This is a genomic window from Spirulina sp. CCY15215, from assembly GCF_016888125.1.
Lineage (GTDB): Bacteria > Cyanobacteriota > Cyanobacteriia > Cyanobacteriales > Spirulinaceae > CCY15215.
The window spans coordinates 23,791-45,190 of record NZ_JACSWA010000610.1 but is presented as its reverse complement, the minus strand read 5'-3'; the positions used below and the strand labels follow the sequence as shown (position 1 = coordinate 45,190).

Annotated in this window: 11 protein-coding genes and 1 pseudogene; 8 read left to right on the top strand and 4 right to left on the bottom strand. The window is 43.0% G+C overall.

Annotation, left to right across the window (positions count from 1 at the left end; translation table 11 throughout):
* A pseudogene (locus tag JUI58_RS24895) lies at positions 1-407 on the top strand (hypothetical protein); the annotation flags it as partial.
* A 51-nt stretch (positions 408-458) separates the two neighbouring features.
* On the opposite strand, the gene JUI58_RS24890 reads toward JUI58_RS24895, so the two are convergent.
* On the bottom strand, positions 459-1,259 hold the full coding sequence (locus tag JUI58_RS24890; protein WP_204106554.1) for a hypothetical protein: 801 nt from the start codon (positions 1,257-1,259) through the stop codon (positions 459-461).
* 147 nt (positions 1,260-1,406) lie between these two features.
* Positions 1,407-3,314 (bottom strand): 1-deoxy-D-xylulose-5-phosphate synthase, encoded by a 1,908-nt coding sequence (gene dxs / locus JUI58_RS24885; protein ID WP_204106553.1) that lies wholly within the window; start codon positions 3,312-3,314, stop codon positions 1,407-1,409.
* A 215-nt stretch (positions 3,315-3,529) separates the two neighbouring features.
* On the opposite strand from dxs, the gene JUI58_RS24880 reads away from it, so the two are divergent.
* The 3 genes from JUI58_RS24880 to JUI58_RS24870 all read left to right on the top strand — a co-directional run bounded on the left by JUI58_RS24880 (position 3,530) and on the right by JUI58_RS24870 (position 14,466).
* On the top strand, positions 3,530-4,159 hold the full coding sequence (locus tag JUI58_RS24880; protein ID WP_204106552.1) for a DedA family protein: 630 nt from the start codon (positions 3,530-3,532) through the stop codon (positions 4,157-4,159).
* 195 nt (positions 4,160-4,354) lie between these two features.
* On the top strand, positions 4,355-9,784 hold the full coding sequence (locus JUI58_RS24875) for a GAF domain-containing protein (RefSeq protein ID WP_204106551.1): 5,430 nt from the start codon (positions 4,355-4,357) through the stop codon (positions 9,782-9,784).
* 44 nt (positions 9,785-9,828) lie between these two features.
* The gene (locus JUI58_RS24870) at positions 9,829-14,466 is read left to right on the top strand and encodes a response regulator (protein WP_204106550.1); all 4,638 of its coding nucleotides are present in this window, start codon (positions 9,829-9,831) and stop codon (positions 14,464-14,466) included.
* A gap of 194 nt (positions 14,467-14,660) precedes the next feature.
* Here the strand turns inward: JUI58_RS24870 and JUI58_RS24865 are convergent, their stop codons facing one another.
* A complete protein-coding gene (locus tag JUI58_RS24865) occupies positions 14,661-14,990 on the bottom strand; it encodes a thioredoxin family protein (RefSeq protein WP_204106549.1) in 330 nt (109 codons plus the stop codon).
* A 155-nt stretch (positions 14,991-15,145) separates the two neighbouring features.
* On the opposite strand from JUI58_RS24865, the gene JUI58_RS24860 reads away from it, so the two are divergent.
* Positions 15,146-15,625 carry a DUF4079 domain-containing protein gene (locus tag JUI58_RS24860; protein WP_204106548.1) on the top strand — a complete coding sequence of 160 codons (480 nt, stop codon included), beginning with the start codon at positions 15,146-15,148 and terminating at the stop codon, positions 15,623-15,625.
* A 90-nt stretch (positions 15,626-15,715) separates the two neighbouring features.
* Here JUI58_RS24860 and JUI58_RS24855 read toward each other — a convergent pair whose 3' ends face one another.
* Positions 15,716-17,254: an LCP family protein gene (locus JUI58_RS24855; protein ID WP_204106547.1), complete on the bottom strand. Its 1,539-nt coding sequence runs from the start codon at positions 17,252-17,254 to the stop codon at positions 15,716-15,718.
* A gap of 292 nt (positions 17,255-17,546) precedes the next feature.
* Between JUI58_RS24855 and JUI58_RS24850 the strand changes: the two genes are divergently transcribed.
* From JUI58_RS24850 to JUI58_RS24840, 3 genes are all read left to right on the top strand, one after another.
* The gene (locus tag JUI58_RS24850; RefSeq protein WP_204106546.1) at positions 17,547-18,608 is read left to right on the top strand and encodes a mannose-1-phosphate guanylyltransferase; all 1,062 of its coding nucleotides are present in this window, start codon (positions 17,547-17,549) and stop codon (positions 18,606-18,608) included.
* 66 nt (positions 18,609-18,674) lie between these two features.
* Complete coding sequence (locus JUI58_RS24845; RefSeq protein WP_204106545.1) at positions 18,675-20,330, top strand: AarF/ABC1/UbiB kinase family protein; 1,656 nt, start codon at positions 18,675-18,677, stop codon at positions 20,328-20,330.
* Positions 20,331-20,410: 80 nt separating this feature from the next.
* Positions 20,411-21,397 (top strand): ABC transporter ATP-binding protein, encoded by a 987-nt coding sequence (locus JUI58_RS24840; RefSeq protein ID WP_204106544.1) that lies wholly within the window; start codon positions 20,411-20,413, stop codon positions 21,395-21,397.
* The last annotated feature ends 3 nt before the right edge of the window (positions 21,398-21,400 follow it).

The window sequence follows — 21,400 nt, the reverse complement described above, 5'->3', positions numbered from 1 at the left end:
TGGCGAGTAAAGCGGAAACAGAGATTGAAGAATTGAGACAATTAATCCTCGCAATGGATCTAAAAGCTGAAAAAAGAATGGATCGCTTAGAGAAAATAATTGAGGTAGGTTTTACTCAAGTCAACGGAGAAATTAAACGAATTGATGAGAGAATTGGTCATGTCGAAAAGCGAATTGAGGATACTAATCAACGAATTGACGATACTCGCTCTTCTTTAGAGAAGCAAATGCAGCAGATGCAGTCTTCTTTAGAGAAACGGATTGATGATACAAATCAACGGATTGATGATACAAATACTCGACTGAATAGCATTACAATTGGATTCTTTAGTATTGTGGGAATTTTGGTGACGGGAATGTTAACCGTATTAGGAAAGTTGGTTTTCTTTCCTAATCCTATTTCTTGATGGCGATCGCATTTCGGGGAGAGTGCGATCGCCCTTCCAATTTTAGGAAATTTAGGAAACTTCAACCTGCAAACAACTTTCTACTTTTTCCTCCCTCATCTTTGCAGACATAGTATAAATAGATACAATCCAAGTGCTTAACCACTCTTGAATCGTAAAAACTTCGCGATCGCGATCGACAATATCCGCGATCGCCTCCATCGTGGCTTCATTGCTAGGGAGTATTTCTCCTCGACGAATCGCCTCAAACTCTTCTAAAGTCATTTTGACCTCTGAAGAACCGTAATAGCGGATAGCGCGAATTCTATCCTCAATCTGAGAAGGAGTTTGACGCGACTTCTCAATACAATAGGCGATCGCTTGAGGAAGATTTTTCAATGCAGGAGGTTTGGCTAACAATAGCTTAGATTGCGTTACAGAAGGCTCTGGCCATGGAAATTCTGGCTCTGGAAACATCTTCACCAATTGAATCGTTTTGGTTGCTAGATCGGACATTTCTTGTAAGGCTGATAATACCCTCGGCGTTGTGCCATCTTCAATATTTTCGTCAATATTTTCCAAATTTTCCAAAGTGAGATTTTCTCCTCCTAAAAGAAGCGAGTCGGGGCGATCTCCCGTGTCGAGATAGCGCATTAATTGCCAATATTCCCAACCGAGATGATGTGCCAATTTTCTCAATTTTTGCGGATCGGGTTCGGCTCGAAAATCTAACGTTAACCATGCTTTAACGATCTTTCCCGAGCCTAAATCGAGACGAGCAGCAAATTTAGTATAACTTTCTCCGCCGCGCCATTCTGCTTGGAGCAAGCCGCACAATCTGTCTCGATATCCGTCTGGTAATTTAGCATTCATATTTTATCGGGTCGCGATCGCGTCGTAATATACAAAATTAGGACTTACACAGCTAAGGAGCAAGACCCTACCACTCCCGTATTCTCTTGTTGTGGTAATGCAAGGATCTTACCCGCTATGGGGTCAATGCGTAAGTCCTAATCTTAACTAACTCACCACAGAAGGCTGCTTACTAAAGAACATTTGTAAAACCTTCTCAGCAATTTGCGAACCCGTCAAACCCAAATCAGCCTTAGACTCATTAGGAGAAGCGTGATCCACCAAAATATCCGGTACCCCAAACCGCTTCACCGGAACGAGAATATCATTATCTAACAGAGACTCCGCCACAGCAGAACCAAAACCCCCCATCAAACAGCCCTCCTCCAAAGTGACAACCTTGCCAATGCGCTGCGCTAAAGGCAAAATCAACTCCGTATCCAAAGGCTTGACAAAACGGGCATTAATGACCGTTGCAGCAACCCCATGTTCGCTCAACATTTCCGCCACCTGCATCGCCGTCTGTACCATTGTGCCGTAACCTAACAGCAAGATATCGTCACCACTGCGGAGAATCTCCCCTGTACCGATGGGAATTGCTTCCCAACCATCCTCCATCAAAGGTACGCCAACGCCATTACCCCGAGGATAGCGCATGGCGATAGGTCCGCTTGTATGTTCGATCCCCGTCACCACCATCTGTTGTAACTCCGCCTCATCCTTGGGTGCCATAATCGTCATATTAGGCAGACAGCGCAGATAGGCGATATCGTACATCCCTTGGTGGGTGGGACCGTCAGCCCCAACAATACCCGCCCGATCCAAACAGAAGAAAACCGGCAGATTTTGAATGCAGACATCGTGGACAATCTGATCGTAGGCGCGTTGTAGGAATGTAGAGTAAATCGCCGCTACCGGACGCATTCCCTCACAAGCCAAACCCGCCGCTAATGTTACCGCGTGTTGTTCGGCAATTCCCACATCAATGTACTGTTTAGGTAGTTTTTTCTGGAACTTATCTAACCCCGTCCCCGTAGCCATCGCTGCCGTAATGCCGACAATTTTGGGATTGCGTTCTGCTAGGGTGGTGAGGGTATGAGTAAACACTTTCGAGTAACCTGGAGGTGTGGGCTTATTCGAGGGATGGGCTTTACCTGTTTTCAGATCGAAGGGTTTTTGGGCGTGATAACCCACTTGGTCTTGTTCGGCGATCGCATAGCCTTTCCCCTTCACTGTAGCGACGTGAACCAAGACAGGACCTTGCATTTGATGCGCTTGTTTGAAGGTGGAGATCAGTTCTTCTAAGTTATGGCCATCGATGGGACCAAAATATTTAAAGCCTAATTCTTCAATCACTGCACCCACTTTCGAGACAGATAAGCGTTTCATGCTATCTTTGAGGCGTTCCATTTCTGGGGAAAGCTGATCGCCGACAAAGGGAAGGTGTTTGAATTGTTCCTCGAGGGTATCGCTGAGGAACTGCACGGGGTTAGAAAGGCGAACTTTGTTGAGATAGCGAGAAATTGCCCCCACGTTGGGAGAAATGGACATTTCATTGTCATTGAGGACGACCATCATATTAGTATGGGGCAGATGTCCTGCGTGGTTGATGGCTTCTAGTGCCATACCTCCCGTTAAGGCACCATCACCAATCACCGCAACAACTTTAAATTTTTCCCCTTTGAGATCTCGCGCCATAGCCATGCCTAAACCCGCCGAAATACTGGTGGAAGCGTGTCCTGCACCGAAAAAGTCAAATTTATTCTCGCAGCGCTTGAGATAGCCCGCAATACCGTTCTTTTGCCGTAGGGTGTGAAAGTGGTTGTAGCGTCCGGTGAGCATTTTGTGGGGATAGGCTTGATGACCGACATCCCAGAGGACTTTATCGTGATCGAGGTCGAGGGTTTGGTAGAGGGCGATCGTTAATTCGACTACTCCTAAACCGGGGCCGAGATGTCCTCCACTGGCGGCGATGGTTTGTAGATGCTTCTCTCGAATTTGTTTGGCAATATTCTCCAGTTGTCGGAGAGATAGCCCGTGCAGTTGATTGGGATGAGTTAATTCGCTTAGGTGCATACAAAGTTACAGGTAAATTTTCGTGGATTTTGAACTAACCCACAGAATAATCGATTTGTTCTGAAGGCTGCTGCTTTTCGCTACAATCCTTAAAGACCAGATTGCGATCGCCACCCAGTCATGATCTCAGGATAAGAGCAAAGTAAATTGACATTTCTGACCGCAATCCGTCACAATAGGAGAAAAGTATTAAATTTTTCTAAAATTTTCTCCCTATGTCTTTAGAATTATTTTCCTTAGAGACGATTCAAAATCTTGCTCATGACTATGGTTATTGGGTTATCTTTCTGGGAATTGCTTTGGAAAATACAGGCATACCTTTACCAGGAGAAACAATTACGTTAGTCGGTGGTTTTTTAGCGGGAAGCGGGGAACTAGATTATCAGTGGGTTTTGGTCGCGGCAATAGGTGGAGCAATTTTGGGTGATAATTTTGGCTATTGGCTGGGAAGGTGGGGAGGATTATCCTTATTAGAACGCATCGAGCGCTTTTTTCGCGTTCCCAAACAATACTTAACAGAGGCTAAAGATCGATTTCATAAAAACGCAGCGAAAGCCGTGTTTTTTGGACGATTTATAGCCCTACTGCGGATTTTTGCCGGACCTTTAGCGGGTATTACCAGAATGCCTTATCTTCAATTTTTATTGTGGAATTGTAGTGGTGCTGTTGTTTGGGCATTGGTAACAGTAACATTTGCTTATGTTGTAGGACAAATTATTCCTTTACATCAGTTAGTCAATTGGGCGGGACAATTGGGGATTTTAATCTTATTGGGTTTAACGACTTGGATCGCAATTCCAATTTGGCGGGAGTCGCGTCAGAATAAAAAACAAACAGAAAATTGATTATTAATTAATTATTAACGATTTGTATATTTTTGCAAAGAACCCTGATTAAGTTGCCTATTTTTAGAATTACAGCTATCTTGTGCGAAAAACAATTGTGCCTCTAGAGCGAGTCGTGCCACAATAAGGAAAAGATTAATCTTCTTAGCCGAAAAAATTAAAGCGAAAATTTACTAAATTTAACCTCTATTTGCCATGACAGCCATTTCCTCTCATCTTTCTGCCTCAGATCCCAATACCGCCAATGGCGCTGGTAGCCAGCCAGATAGCGAAACCCAGACTAAACTTGCTCTACCCAATCTCGAGGTAGAATACGAGCAACTGCGCCAACAACTCACCCGAGTGCAAGAACAGATGCGCCAATCTCGCGATCGCAATGCCCTTCTTTCCTTGACTTGCGATCGCCTCAGAGAACTACTACAAGCCTCCCGCGTCTTAGTTTACCGTTTTAGCAGCGATCGCCAAGGAGAGGCGATCGCCGAAGCAGTGGAACGAGGTTGGACTCCTACCCTCGGGGAAACCCTCCCCGCTACCTTTTTTGGGGGCGATCGCCAAGAAGACTACGATCTGGCTGATTGTACGGCGATCGACTATATCGCCAGTACAAAAGTTACTCCCTACCAACTACAACTACTGGAAAAATATCAAGTCCGCGCCGGCCTCAGTTGCCCGATCCGCATGGGAAACAAGGTCTGGGGACTACTCTCTATCCAACAGTGCAACGAAGCGCGGCGCTGGAATCAAAAGGAGATTGGTTTACTAGAACAAATGAGTGTTGCTTTAGCTCTCAATTTAGTTAGCTACCAATTTCAGGAAGAAGTGGAGCAACAACAAATCCGCGAAAATGCTGCAACTAAAGTGATTACCCGCATTCGCCGTTCCCTCGATATTAAAACTATCTTTCAAACCACAACCCAAGAAGTTCGCCAGTTACTTAAAGCTGATCGGGTGGGCATTTATCGCTTTAATACCGATTGGAGTGGTAAATTTGTTGCGGAATCTGTGGGGGCGGGTTGGTCTTCCCTGATGCAAAACCCTGTAGATGCAGAACTTTTACGAGGGAATAGCGAAGATTGTAACTTGAAATTGATGCTGGAAGGCCGCGATCGCAATGGTCGCAGTGAGATAGTTGATACTTATCTCGAAAAGACACAAGGGGGAGCTTATACAAAGGGACAAAAGTATCGGGTTGCCAATGATATTTACGATAAGAACTTTCCAGCCTGTTATGTCGAACTTCTCGAACGCATTCAGGCTCGTGCTTATTTAACAGTGGGGATTTATCAAGGAACAAAACTCTGGGGCTTACTGGCAACTTATCAATGTTCTGCCCCCCGAACTTGGGAACAAGGGGAAATTCGCCTGTTAGTGCAAATTGCAGAACAGTTGGGAGTCGCCCTACAGCAAGCCTCAACCCTACGCCAACAGCGCTTGCAAGGTGAAAAGCTGAAAAAAGCGATTGAGCGAGAAAAAGCCGTCGCCCAAACCATCGATCGCATCAAACAATCTACGGAAACACAAACGATCTTTCGGGTAGCGACGGAATCTATTCGCAAACTCCTCAAAAGCGATCGCGTGGTTGTCTATCGCTTTACGCCAGACTGGGGGGGGGAATTTGTGGCAGAATCCGTGGGAGAAGGCTGGATTTCTCTCACAAAAGCACAAACAGAAGATCCGGAAATTATTGCTGGGACTACAGATAATATCGACACTGACGGCTGTACGATCAAACAAATGCAGGTCAGGGAATTGGCTGCTCGCGATACTTATCTGAAAAGGACTAAAGGCGGCTCTTATCAAGATGGAGATAAGTATCGCGCCTGTAATGATATTTACAAAGCTAATTTTCCCGGTTGCTATATCAAACTCCTGGAAAGTTTCCAGGCTCGCGCTTACGTGACTGTGCCGATTTTTCTGGGGAATAAGCTCTGGGGATTATTGGCGAATTATCAATGTTCTGGGGCGAGAATTTGGGGGGAAGAAGAGATCGATCTGGTGGTCAATTTGGGTTCTCAATTGGGGTTGGCTTTGCAACGTGCCGACGATATGGCACAGTTACAAGGACAGGCGAAGCAATTAGAAGAAGCGGTGAAACGAGAACGCACTTTGGCTTTAATTGGCGATCGCATCAAGCAAACACAAAAAACTCAAAGCATTTTTAAAGTTGCAACTCAAGAAGTGCGGCAATTACTCGGAGCCGATCGCGTGGGGATTTATCGTTTTAATAACGATTGGAGTGGGGAATTTGTCGCCGAGTCTGTTGATGGGCAATGGAAGTCTTTATTGCGGGAACAAATTGAAAACGAAAGTTTATTAGAAGCGACGAATGTGAATATCAATACAGAGGGATGTACGGTTAAGAAAATGACGAGTTTGGATTTAATTAGCAAAGATACTTATTTAGAAAGAACTCGGGGAGGAACTTATCAGAAAGGGGATAAGTATCGCGCTTGTAATGATATTCATAATGCAAATTTTCCCCCTTGTTATATCGAATTATTAGAACTATTTCAAGCTCGTGCTTACATTACGGTTCCCATTTTTCTCGGCAAGAAACTCTGGGGATTGATGCCAACTTATCAATGTTCGGGTCCGAGGGAATGGACTCCAGAAGAAATTAATTTAGTGGTGAATTTAGGTTCTCAATTGGGTATTGCTTTGCAACGGGCGCAAGATTTTGAACGGGTACAGATTCAAGCCAAACAATTAGAAGAAGCGGTGAAACGAGAACGAACTTTGGCTTTAATTGGCGATCGCATTAAGCAATCCCAAGAGACTAAGGAAGTTTTCAAAATTGCGACTCAAGAAGTGCGGCAATTACTGGAAGCCGATCGCGTCGGAATTTACCGCTTTAATGAGGATTGGAGTGGAGAATTTGTCGCCGAGTCTGTTGATGGTAAGTGGAAGTCTTTATTGCGGGAACAAATTGAAGATGAAGGTATATTAGCAGGAACGAAACTGAATATCGATACAGAGGGTTGTACGGTGAAAGAAATGACCGCTTTGGATTTGGTCAGCAAAGATACATACTTGGAACGAACTCAGGGAGGGACTTATAAAACTGGGGATAAATATCGAGTCTGTAATAATGTTGATAAGGCGGATTTTCCACTCTGTTATCTGGACTTATTGGAGCGATTTCAATCAAAAGCCTACATCACTGTACCCATTTTTCTCGGCAAAAAACTCTGGGGATTGATGCCAACTTATCAATGTTCGGGTCCGAGGGAATGGACTCCAGAAGAAATCAATTTGGTGGTGAATTTAGGTTCTCAATTAAGTATTGCTCTGCAACGGGCGCAAGATTTAGAACGAGTGAAAGCTCAAGCGAAAAAGTTAGAAGAAGCGATCAAACGAGAACGCACTTTGGCTTTAATTGGCGATCGCATTAAACTATCTCAGGATACTAATGAGATTTTTAAAATTGCGACTCAAGAAGTGCGGCAATTACTGGAAGCCGATCGCGTCGGAATTTATCGTTTTAATAAAGATTGGAGTGGGGAATTTGTGGCGGAATCTGTAGCGGGAAACTGGAAGTCTTTGTTACGGGAACAAATTGAAAATGAAAGTCTATTAGAGTCTACAAAACTCAATATTGATAGCGAGGGTTGTACGATCAAGAAAATGACCAGTTTAGATTTAGTCAGTAAAGATACTTACTTGGAGCGAACCCAAGGGGGGACTTATCGGACAGGCGATCGCTATCGTGTTTGCAATGATGTTGATAACGCTGGTTTTTCGCGTTGTTATCTCGAACTTTTAGAGCGATTCCAAGCTCGATCTTATCTTACCGTACCCATTTTTCTCGGCAAAAAACTTTGGGGTTTAATGGCAACTTATCAATGTTCCCAACCGAGGGAGTGGAGTGAAGAAGAAATTAACCTGGTGACAAACCTGGGTTCTCAAATGGGGATCGCCCTACAACGAGGGCAAGATTTGGAACGAGTGAAGGCGCAAACTCGCAAACTGGAAAAGGCGATCGAACGAGAACGGGCGATCTTTACTATTAGCGATCGCATTAAAGAATCGCAAAATATTGAAACTATTTTTAACATTGCCACGCGAGAAGCCCGCAAGGTCTTTAATTCAGATCGGGTGGGTATTTACCGCTTTAATGAAGATTGGAGTGGAGAATTTGTCGCTGAATCTGTCGGAAACGATTGGTTGCCCCTCTTAAGGGTTCAAGCTGAAGATGTTAGCCTCCTGGAAAAAACGAAAGCGAATATCGATACAGATGGTTGCACCATTCAACAAATGCGGGTGCGAGAACTCGTATCTCGGGATACTTATTTAAAAGATACAGAAGGGGGTAACTATCGTAAAGGGGAGCAATTTCGTGCCTCCAATGATGTTTATAATTCTGGCTTCTCCACTTGTTACCTCGAATTATTGGATAGTTTTCAGGCTCGTGCTTATATTACCGTGCCGATTTTCCTCGGTCAAAAACTTTGGGGTTTGATGGCAAACTATCAATGTTCGGGAACGCGAGAATGGGAAAGTGAGGAAATTCAACTGATGGTACAATTGGGTTCACAATTAGGTTTGGCTTTACAACGGGCGCAAGATTTGGAACAATTGCGCCAACAGGCACGTAAGTTAGAAGAGTCGGCACAACGAGAAAAAGAAGCACGGGAAATGCTACAACGTCGGGCGATCGAGTTATTAGTGGCAGTGCGTCCGGCATTAGAAGGGGATTTGACGGTTCGCGCCCCTCTCTCGGAAGATGAAATGGGGACGATCGCCGATGTTTACAACAATACCTTGCAAAGTCTGCGAAAAATTGTCATGCAGGTGCAAACCGTTACCGCACAAGTTGCTGAGACTTCAATTGGCAGCGATATGCAAATACGCAAACTGGCAGCCCAAGCACAGCAGCAAACTCAAGAATTAAATGTTGCCCTCGACGAGGTACAAAAGATGGTGCATTCTTCCCAAGATGTGGGGGCAAATGCGCGGGCGATCGAGCAAGCGGTACAGAATGCCAACGAGACAGTTAAATCGGGCAACACGGCGATGAATCGCACCGTAGAGGGAATTTTAGCGATTCGCAATACCGTAGCGGAAACGTCCCAGAAGATTCGCGAGTTGAGTGAATCTTCCCAGAAAATCGATCGCGTGGTCAATCTGATCGGCGATTTTGCCACGCAAACCCAATTGCTTTCTCTTAATGCAGCGATCGAGGCAACTCGGGCGGGAGAATACGGTAAAGGCTTTGCTGTTGTCGCCGATGAAGTGCGATCGCTGGCGCGACAGTCTGCTAATGCGACTTCGGAAATCTCTAATTTGGTGGCGGAAATTCGTCAGCAAACCGTGGAAGCGATCGCCGTAACTGAATCGGCGATTTCTCGCGTTAGTGCTGGGACAACTTTGGTAGAAGAAACCAAGGGCAATTTGAATGCGATCGCGGCTGCAACTGCCCAGATTGGTAAATTAGTGGAGGATATTACCGCAGCTACCCAAACACAATTAGATCGATCTCAATCTGTCACCCAAACTATGCGGGCAGTTGCTGCTATTTCTAACAGCACTTCGGAAGAGTCTGTAGAACTTTCAGAAACGTTCCAAAATTCTTTGGCAACGGCACAACAATTACAAGCAGTGGTGAAGCAGTTTAAGGTAGATTGATAATTGATAGTTGATAGTTGATAATTGATAGTGGAGGATTGAAAATGACTGAATTAAAGGAATTGGATTTACAAAAACTTGCCGGAAAAATGGCAAGCTCTCTTTGGTCTTCTGTTAAAAATTGGGACTATTTTACCCAAGATACAGTGGGGAAAGAAGTGGCTAAAGCGGCGGATAGTCTTTGGGGAGAATATCCAGATTCTCAAAATAGCCAGACAATTTCAATTCCCATTGACGATGAAGAAGATAATCATAATCAGTCACCTGTTACTCGTCACCCATCATCATCGATCGCAATTTCTATTGATGATGAGGATGAGATTGAGAAAGAAGGAAAGGATTCAACAAATCAAACTATCGAGAATGAAGTTTCTTCTTCAATTTCAATTGATTTTGAGGAGGAAGAAATTGAAACTATTCCTAATGACTTTTCTGGGGAGATTATTTCAGAAAATAACCAAACTATCGAGAATGAAGTTTCTTCTTCAATTTCAATTGATTTTGAGGAGGAAGAAATTGAAACTATTTCTAGTGACTTTTCTGGGGAGATTATTTCAGAAAATAGCCAAACTATCGAGAATGAAGTTTCTACTTCAATTTTAATTGATTTTGAGGAGGAAGAAATTGAAACTATTCCTAATGACTTTTCTGCGGAGATTATTTCAGAAAATAACCAAACTATCGAGAATGAAGTTTCTTCCCCAATTCTAATTGATTTTGAGGAGGAAGAAATTGAAACTATTTCTAGTGACTTTTCTGCGAAGATTATTTCAGAAAATAACCAAACTATCGAGAATGAAGTTTCTTCCCCAATTCTAATTGATTTTGATGAGGAAGAAATTGAAACAGATTCTAACATTCAAAATTTACAAACCCTAGAAGAAGAAATTTTTGCTTTTCCAGATTCCTTCGCGATCAATTTTAGCGATCGCAACGAAGAAATCGAAACTGAAAATCCCTCGAAAACCTCCCCCAATCCCATCCTCACACTTCCAACAATGGAGAATCAGCCCTTAGACAATACTCCTCCAGACTCTCAATTTCAAGAACCTAATATTAGACCATCAAAACCTTTACGAAATCCCGAAGGTTACGAATATTTTCTCAGTGAATCCCGAGAATTGCTGGCGGAAATTGAACAGCAACTTTTTGCCCTGACTCCAGAAGCAAGTACCAATGATATTTACAGCCTGATGCGGGCAACTCACACACTTAAAGGTGCTGCTGCCAATGTTGGACGAGAGACTATCAAAATTATTGCTCACAATTTAGAAGATGTTTTTCGGGCGATGCTTGCCCCCGAAGCTGTTATCGACCAAGAATTAGAATCACTACTATTTGAAGGCTATGAGTGCCTGAGAATGGCAATATCAGCAGAATTAGTACAAGATGCAGATCGAGATGATGACCTCTTAAATCGTGCCGCAGACCTCTTTGTTAAGTTGCAAGAGAAACTAGGAGACTGTTTCGATCATCAGCCTCCCTTACCGAGTTCTGAAGAATTAGGCTTTGATCTCACTAAATCTATCTTTGAAGTTGGGGTGAGTCAAAGAATAGAGGAGTTAAAAGAACTTTTATCAAAGGGTGCCAACGAGGATGCGATCGCCTCCGTACTACAAGACCAAGCTAATGTGTTTGTGGGTTTGGGGGAATCTTTAGGTTTACCGGGCTTTGGGGCGATCGCGACGGCAATTTTGTCCGCGATCGCAGCACACCCCGATCGCGCTAGAGAAATTGCCCGTTTAGCGTTAGAAGACCTCAAATGCGCCCACAAATTAGTTTTAGACGGCGATCGCAATCACGGCGGCCAACCCAGTGTTATGTTACTGGAATTAGCAGGAGAATCAGCAACAGTATCAGAAACAACGGCGATCGAGGCAATTTCCTCTCATAACAGCGAAGATTTTGATGAGTTAGAAACGGGTCAAGACTTAGAAGATTTACTTGCCCCTTCAATCCTTGAAAATACAACTTTTGATGATAATGAAGACCCTTTTTCCTTCATTTATTCAGAGTCAACAAATGAACTAACTTCAGGATTTATTCCCGATATTGACCTAGATATTAGTGAAGAATTTCCTCTTATTTCTCCCACAGAACGAGAAGAATTAGAGGCCTCTTTTGAAGAATTAGAAATTCAAGATGGTGATGACTTATTAATAGAGTTTGATAGAGAAGAACCCATCGATTTTATCTCAGAAGATGAAGACTTTTCCGATTCTAGTTTTGATAGTGAATTTGGCGAGTTAGAATTTAGCGAAACATCTGAAGAATTAGAAGGGACAGCAGAACAAGAATTTATTCCCAGTAATATTTGGGATATTGACGATAAAGGATCGGGTGAACTACTAGAATCAGAACTCGATCTAACAGAAGATGCTACACCAAACAATCTAAAAGTTGGAAAAGAAGAAATTTTTCCCAAGGATTCTGAAATACCAGCAACTCAAACAAATTCAGATGCTATTCCTTCTTTAGAAGATACTTTTGGTGCTTTTGATTTAGCAGAAAATTCTCTTGATTTTTCAGAAGAAGCTGAACCTATCTTTCTAGATGATCCTCCTCCCTTACGACCCAAAACCAAACAGAAAAGAGAAAATATTCAACAAGAGATCGTCACAAAAAATCCGGTCAAACCTGCCATAGAATCAATATCTCCAGGGAAAACTATTGCGAAAACATTACGAATTGACCTCGAACAATTAGAACTTTTTAATCATCTTGTTGCTGAACTTTTAATTAATCAAAATCAACTTTCCTTGAGAGATGAACAATTTCAAAGTGCTGTTCGGAAATTAGCAGACTGGATTCGACAGCATCGATTAACTCTCAACCAATTGCGCGATCTTATCAATCATTCAGTGGATCAAAATGAGAGAAAAAGCAATAATGATTATAAACAAATTCACCCATTTAAAAAACTTCTTTATTCTGCTTTAGAAGAGACTTCACAAATTACCCAGGCAACGGAAGATATTAACTTATTAGCAAGAACAACAACTGCAACGATTGAACGGGAACAACGCTTATCTAACCAGTTACGAGATAATATGCAAATTGCGAGAATGGTTCCTTTAGAGAATCTTCTCAAACGATTTCCGCCGATGGTAAAGCAACTTTCTTTTACTCATAAAAAAGCGGTTGATTTACAGATACAGGGCGGACAGGTAACAATCGATAAAACCGTTGTTGATAATCTTTATGATGCTTTACTTCACCTCATTCGCAATGCTTTCGATCATGGGATCGAATCCCCAGAAGTTCGCCTTCAGAGAGGGAAATCAGAGGTGGGAAATATTTTAATTCGTGCCTATAATCAAGGTAATCGGACTATTGTTGAAGTACGGGATGATGGAGAAGGGTTAAATATTGAAAAGATTTGCCAACAAGGAATTAAAAAAGGATTGATCGGCGATCGCGAAGCCGAAGAAATTCAACAACTCCCCCAACTAGAAGCAAGATTATTGGATTTATTGTGTTCTCCAGGTTTTTCTACTGTTTCTCGAGTCAGCGATTTATCGGGACGGGGTGTAGGTTTAGATGTCGTCAAAACTCAACTCAAACAAATTAAAGGAACTCTTCGGGTTCAATTTATCCCGCAACAGGGAACTGTTTTTTCGATCCAAATTCGCGAATCGTTGATGAATGCAAGATTGCTCATTTGTCAAGCAGGGCGATCGGTTTATGGGTTTGTTTCTAATGAAATTGAACAAGTTTTAATTCCAGGGGAAAAAGTGCGGCGTTTAGCGGGTCAAAAGATGTTAGATTGGCATCAAGATGGGCAGGATTTTACTATTCCTATTTATGAATTAACTTCGTTATTTAATTATTCGCGATCGCTGCCCCAATGTCGAGGTTTAGCAGCAGGAGAGTTTCAATATCAAGAACTTTCGCCAATTTTAACAGCAGGGGAAAATGTAGCACCTATTCTTCTCTTAAAAGGACGGGAAGGGTTTATTGCTTTGGAAGTCGATCGCATTTTGGAAGAACAAGAATTAGTAATCAAACCCCTATCCAATGCGATCGCACCTCCAGCTTATATTTACGGTTGTAGCATTCTCGCTGATGGTCGTCTCGCCTTAATTATTGATGGATTTGCCTTGGTAGGTCAATCGCAAAATAAAGAGGCGATCGCGCCTAAATTAAACCCCAAAGAGAGTCTAATTCGGGAAATTGTCCAACCTCCAACTGAGTTATCGACGCAAACTCTCGGGCTATATATTCCCGAGTCCAAGACGACGGAAAAACCACCGGAAACAAATTTACCCTCTTCTCCTCTTGTCACGAATAAACCCCAAATTCAACAAATTAAAACTATTTTAGTGATTGATGATTCTCTCACGGAACGCCAAACCTTAACTTTGATTTTGCAGCGATCGGGGTATCGCGTTTTGCAGGCCAAAGATGGTTTGGAAGCATTAGAACAATTGAAAAGCGGGGAAACTATTCATGTCGCCCTCTGCGATATTGAAATGCCTCGCATGAATGGTTTAGAATTTTTGAGTGTTGTCAAACAAGATAAAACTCTGCCACAAATTCCCGCGATTATCCTCACTTCTCGCAGTCGAGATAAGTTTCAACATATTGCCCTAGAATTGGGTGCCTATGCTTATTTAACAAAACCCTATCTAGAACGGGAAATTCTGGAAGTCATTGCCGAGGCATTAAGCACCCCGAGATAAGATTTCAGAGACTAAGAGGACTTACGCATTAGCGCGCAGGACTTACGCATTAGCGCGCAGGACTTACGCATTAGCGCGCAGGACTTACGCATTAGCGCGCAGGACTTACGCATTAGCGCGCAGGATGCCCGCACTACCATAACAATAGAATACAGTAGTGGGAGCGTCTCGCTCCCTAGCTGCGTAAGTCCTAACTAAGATTCCTTGGACAGACTCTCTTCTCCTAAAATAGTCTTTAAACGAGTACGAAATTCTCCTTTAGGATGCCCTCCTTTTACTTCTCCCAAAACAGAAGTTTCACTTTCAGGAGAATCACAAACCAAATAAGTTGGCCAGCCCATGCCCTCTTTATTGGGATATTGGCTGAGGAGAATCTTGCGATACTTGCGATAAGTGGCAGTATCCTGCATTTTGACATCAATAAAGTCCAAATCCAACTCTTGTGCCACCTTTTGGTCGTAAAAAGACATTTTGTGACAAATGCCGCAGTCTTCAGAAGAAAATTTAATTACTGTTCGACTCATTTTGTGGTTTTACTCCCAGTGCGATCGTGTTTTCTCATTCTCGCAAATAATTCCCCCTTCTCTTCTCTCTCTCCTGTCATAATTTTTAGATTACTAATTGTGAAAATATGTTAATTTTATCAAATCAGTAATATTTATACAACGAGGGGATACCTATGAGTTTTGAGATTCCAGAAGCGGTCAAAACCTACTCGCAATTTTTCCATCCTGTTTTAATGTGGGTGTTATTGGGTTTAACTATTTATGCCCTCTATCTGGGTATCGGCATCAAGCGCACTCGAGAAGCAGATAAAGACACCCGAAAAGAACTGGTTAAGAAGAAGTTTAACGCTCGTCATTACCAAATTGGTTCTGTACTTCTCGCTTTGATGGTCACGGGAACTGTTGGGGGGATGGGAGTGACCTACATTAATAATGGCAAACTCTTCCTCCAACCTCATTTGCTGGTGGGGTTAAGCATGGCGGTGGCGATCGCAGTTTCGGCTTCTTTAGTACCATTGATGCAGAAAGGCAATGCGATCGCACGTTACACCCATATTTCTATCAATTTAGTCTTGTTGGGGTTATTTGGCTGGCAAGCCGTGACAGGAATGCAAATCGTTCAAAAACTGCTTGGGTTGATGGGAGTGATTTAACTCATCTTTATCAGAATCAGACATTAAAAATCTCCCTTAAATCAAATCTCTTTTTAGAAAGACTAATTTAAGGGAGTAACTTGCTTATCTCTACTTTTTCTTTTCTTCTTCCTTCTCGTCCTCTGCAATCACATCAAACCAATCCGATCCAATCCGGATGGTAATTTCCGATCCTAAATCTCCTGTAGAATCAGCCTGAATTTCTCCAAAACCAAGAGCTTCTTTTAAAGCGTTTGCTGCTTCAATATCTCCCTGTTGAACCACGATTTGAGTTTTTCTCAATAATCGGGCCGATTGAGATTGAGCGTGATAAAGATTGCCAAATCCCACTTCATCAATGTGTTTTGCTGCTAATTCCGGCAGTTGGGGGTCATTGGTGGCGTTTTGTAAGGCAATCCGGACGCGGTTGTGAGAGCGATCGCTTTCAACAACATAATCTCCATCTCGTTCAAAATACTCGCTGACAATGCGATCGCGTCCCTGTCGAGACATGAGCCAATAACTGACCCCTTCAAATTCATCGGTATTGCTAAAGCGTCCCGGTAGCAAGACCATCTTGATTTTCTCTTTTTCCAAACTCATGCCGAAATTCACTAAAGCCATCATTTCTTCGAGACTTAAATTAGTGTCAACATATTGCAGTGCCATTTGTACGGCTTGAGGTAAGCGAGGTACAACCGCAGGACTTTTCAACCGTTCTCGTAGCGCCTTTAATAATACCTGTTGGCGCTGAACTCGTCCAATATCGCCGTATTCATCCATACGGAAACGAGAAAACTGTTCAGCGCGATCGCCGTCTAAGTTTTGCCAACCAGGTTTGAGGTCAATTTTTAACTGTTGGGTGACATCGGTATAAGACATGGGATAAGGCACAAAAACCTCAACCCCCCCGACTAAATCCACCAAATCCTTAAAGGCATCATTAGTCACCCGCACATAGCGATCGATGGGGACATTATTTAAAGTGTTACTGACAACACGGCTTGCTAACTCAGCCCCCCCTCGAGAATTTGCACCATTGATTTTAGCGACCCCTACTCCATCAATGGAAACTTGAGTATCTCGAGGAATAGACAGCATCCGCACGGTATTATCCGTCGGATCGAATCGTAATAGCAACATCGTATCGCTGTTGCCATTAAAAATTTCATCACTCCCTTTTTCAGCATCGAGAACACGATCGATCCCTAATACAAGAATATTAACCGGGCGCTCAATTTGATATTGAAAAAGTGGGGTAATCTCTTGGGTTTTGATTGTATCCCCCATACCTGTAGGAATCGGAGTCCCTGCTGTAGCCACCTTTTCCGTCGTACTCAACACATTGGGAATCGAGGGAAGCGGACCCACCATTGCCACGGTTGCCCCTACCGTGGCCGATAAAGACGCAGCAGCGAAGAAACTGGCACTCCATAAAAACCGCCGACTCCAACCGATCGGGACTTCAGCCGGAGACAACTCTGTTTTCAAAGATTCGGTTTTTTGAGTGCGATCGCCTTTCTCCACAACAGAATTTACCGTTGTATCTGGCGATCGCGTTTCCGATCCGGAAGAATTAGGAGTGGTCGGTAGCGATTTAGCGCTATTGTTCACATTCACCTCAACACCATCAAAATCTAAAGTTAGCATTAACATCTCCCCGCTTTAAATAAAAAAGACAGGAATTTAGACAGGAATGAATTTAGACAAATCTACCTGTGGACTTACTCTTACCTTGTTTGGCCTATGTCATTTAAGAACATTCCCCCTCTGTCTAGGTTCTTCATGCAGGATTATAGCGCTTTTGATATCTCCCCGCTTTAAAAAGACGGGAATTCTGCTGTTATTTTTTGCCTGTTACCTGTTGCCCCCTAACTATCCCCTCTCTACATCCCATCTCTGACTCGGACAGGATAGGATAGAAAAAATTTCCTTCTTAAAAATGAAGAAACCCTTAATTCCTGTCATTCTAGCAGGTGGCAAAGGCGAACGCTTTTGGCCCCTTAGTCGTCGCGAACGTCCCAAACAATTTTTAAGCCTTGACGGAAGCGGTAGAAGTCTCTTACAGGAGACTGCCGATCGCCTGCTCGATCTAGCCCGAGGATGGGACAATCTTTGGGTAATTACTTCTGCTCTACTCGCTTCTGGGGTTGTAGAGCAGTTACCATTGTTACCAAAAAGCAATTTATTGGTAGAACCAGAAGGAAAAGACACGGCTCCGGCAGTAACTTGGGCTACATTAGAGGTGGCCAAGCAGCATGGGGAAGATGCCATTTTGGGCTTTTTCCCCGCCGATCATTGGATTGGCGATCGCGCTGCTTATGACAATACCTTGAAAGGGGCGGTGGAATTAGCGGAAACCCAAGGGGCGATCGTCACATTAGGCATTACCCCGACTTATGCTTCTACAGGATACGGCTATATCGAACAAGGGGAAAAAATTGGCTCTTTTTCTCAACTTTCCGGCTATAAAGTCAGCCGTTTCACGGAAAAACCCGATCGCGAAACCGCGCAAAAATTTATCGAAACTGGGGGATTTAGTTGGAATAGTGGTATGTTTATTTTCCGGGCTGCGACGGTACTTTCCGAACTGAAAATTCACGCCCCACAAATCCTGCAACCTTTGCAAGAAAAAGGACAAGCTGCTTATCAAGAATTGGAGAAAAACAGCATTGATTATGCCCTCATGGAAAAAACCGATTTAGCCTGCGTTATTCCCGCCGATTTTGGTTGGGACGATCTGGGAGATTGGAATGCGATCGAACGATTGCTGAAAGGAAATGCAGAAAATACCGAATTAGCCACTCATATTGGCCGCGATACCCAAGGTTCTATTTTCTATGCCAGTAATAAAGAAGATGTCATTGTTACCATTGGCTTAGAAGATGTCGTTGTCGTCCGCGATCGCAATGTCACCCTAGTTGTCCACAAAAGCCGCACTCAAGAAATAAAACAAGTCCTCAAACAGCTACAAACCGATCCTAAATTTGCAACCCTGTTATAATTCTCGATGCCCCATTTCCTCTTCTTTTTTCCTTAACTGGGCGATCGTTCCCTATTCTCTAAAATTATGGTTTTAGCATTAACACAAAATACATCGCGACAACGAGAAATTCTCGAAATAGTCTTCGGTAATGGTTGGGACTATATGCGCGGAGTTTTAACGGGAGGAAAACTGGGAGAACCGCAAATTCCTACCCCTGAAGTTCTCCGCAATATTCTCGTAGAGTTGGGGCCTGTCTATGTCAAATTAGGACAACTTCTCAGTACTCGTCCGGACTTACTCCCTTCTAGATACATTAAATCTCTTACGGCATTACAAGCAAAAGTTCCTACTGTTTCCTGGTCTCAAATTGAAGGAACAATTCGTCAAGAACTCCACCGTCCAATTGAGGAGATTTTTGCAAAAATAGAGACTCAACCCGTTGCTGCGGGGTCGATTGCCCAAATTCATCGTGCTACTTTAAAAGATGGTCGAGAAGTGGCCATGAAAGTACAGCGTCCAGGGATCGATCTCATTGTCGCCCAAGATATCGATCTGATTAAAGCCGTTGCTGAATTGATTTCAGTAACGGATTTTGGTAAAGATTATGATGTTGTAACATTAGCTGATGAATTTACTAAAGCCTTACAAGCTGAATTAGATTTTAATAAAGAGGCAAGTTATACAGAACAATTGCGGGAGAATTTAGCTAAAAGTAACTGGGTTAATTCTCAGGAATTAATCATTCCGGAAATCTATCGCGATCTGACAACCAAGAAATTATTGGTTTTAGAATGGTTAGATGGAAAACCCATTTTAGATGCAGAGATAGTTTCTGTTAGTAAAGGATCTGATGGTGAGAAAAAACGCCGTCAAGAAATTGCTACATTGCTCTTTCGTGCCTTTTTTCAACAGATGTTTATTGATGGGTTTTTCCATGCCGATCCCCATCCCGGTAATATCTTTTATTTAGCCAGCGATCGCATCGCTTTAATTGATTGCGGTATGATCGGTCGTTTAGATCCTCGCACCCAAAAAATTCTCGTAGAAATGTTACTGGCAATTGTTGATATCGATGCTAAAAGATGCAGCCAATTAACCTTAGAATTATCAGAAACAACGCAACCCACGGATCTGATTTCCTTAGAACGAGACTATGAGAAAATGTTACGCAGATACTATAATCTCAGTCTCGCAAAAATAAACTTTAGCGAAGTATTCTACGAAATTTTGTCGATCACCCGCAAGAACAAAATAAAAATGCCCGGAAATATGGGACTCTATGCTAAGAGTTTAGCCAATTTAGAAGGGGTTGCTCGCGGTTTTTATCCGGAAATCAATTTACTTGATGAATTTAAACCCTTAATGACGGATTTATTTCGCCGTCAACTTTTGGGAGATGAACCCCTACAAACAGTTTTGAGAACGGCATTAGATTTAAAAGCCCTTTCTGTACAAAGTCCGCGACAAATTGAGGTGTTATTAGATCGTTTAAGTTCGGAAACCTTGCAGTGGAATCTACAAATTCGCGAGTTACCTTCCCTGCGTCGCAGTATGGATGATTCTGCCAATCGTTTATCTTTTAGTATTGTCGTAGGTTCGTTAATTATGGGAGCATCACTATTAGCAACAGGTGCGCCCAATCCTCAGATTTCTATTTTAAGTGAGATTCTTTTGGCGATCGCCACATTTTTAGGATTATGGTTGATTGTTAGCATTTTGCGATCGGGACGGTTGCGCTAGAAATATCGGTAAAAGAGGGAGGTTGCTTTTTAGAGCAAAATTAACTAGAGTAAATTCGTAATTCATAAACCCGTTACTGAATGATAGAAGTTGAGCATCTCAGTAAAATTTATAATTCGATCCCAGCTATTCAAGATGTAGATTTTTCTGTCGAAGATGGGGAGATTCTCGGTTTTCTCGGTCCGAATGGGGCGGGAAAAACCACCACGATGCGGATATTATCAGGATATTTACCTGCGACATCGGGGACGGCAAGAATAGCAGGATATGATGTTCACGAACAGTCGATGGAAGTTCGCAAGCGCATTGGCTATTTACCGGAAACGCCGCCGTTATATTTGGAAATGACGGTGCAGGGGTTTTTACATTTTGTGGCGCGAATTAAAGGTATTTCGGCTGGCGATCGCGTTGATCGTGTCGATTTGGCCATTCAACGCTGCAATATTGAGGAAAAGCGCAAGATTTTAATCCGCAAACTCTCTAAGGGATTTCGCCAACGGGTGGGAATTGCTCAGGCGATCGTGCATAATCCTCCCGTGATTATTCTCGATGAACCTACAGTGGGGTTAGACCCGCGCCAAATTATCGAAGTTCGCAATCTGATTAAAAGTTTGGCAGGAGAACATACGATCATTCTCTCAACTCACATTTTACCCGAAGCCAGTATGACCTGCGATCGCGTTACAATTATTAATCGCGGTCGAGTAGTTGTCACCAATACCCCCGATAATTTGATGGGGGAATTAACGGGAGAATCCGGCTACGAAATGGAAGTCGAAGGTGATGTATTGCGGGTAAAACCGATTCTTAAAGTCATCTCTGGGGTGCGATCGGTAGAAATTAAACCTTTTCCCGAACGCCCCAATCGTTCTCTTCTACAGATTACGATGGACAGTCATAACGGACTCGGACGGGATTTAGCCAGCGCGATCGTTAAAAATGGTTTGGGATTATACGAAATGCGCCGCACTCAACCCACTCTAGAAGATGTATTTTTAGAATTGACAACAGAGGAAGAAGTTTTGGATTCTCCCCCGATAGAAGAAATGATCAATGATGAGGAATGAACT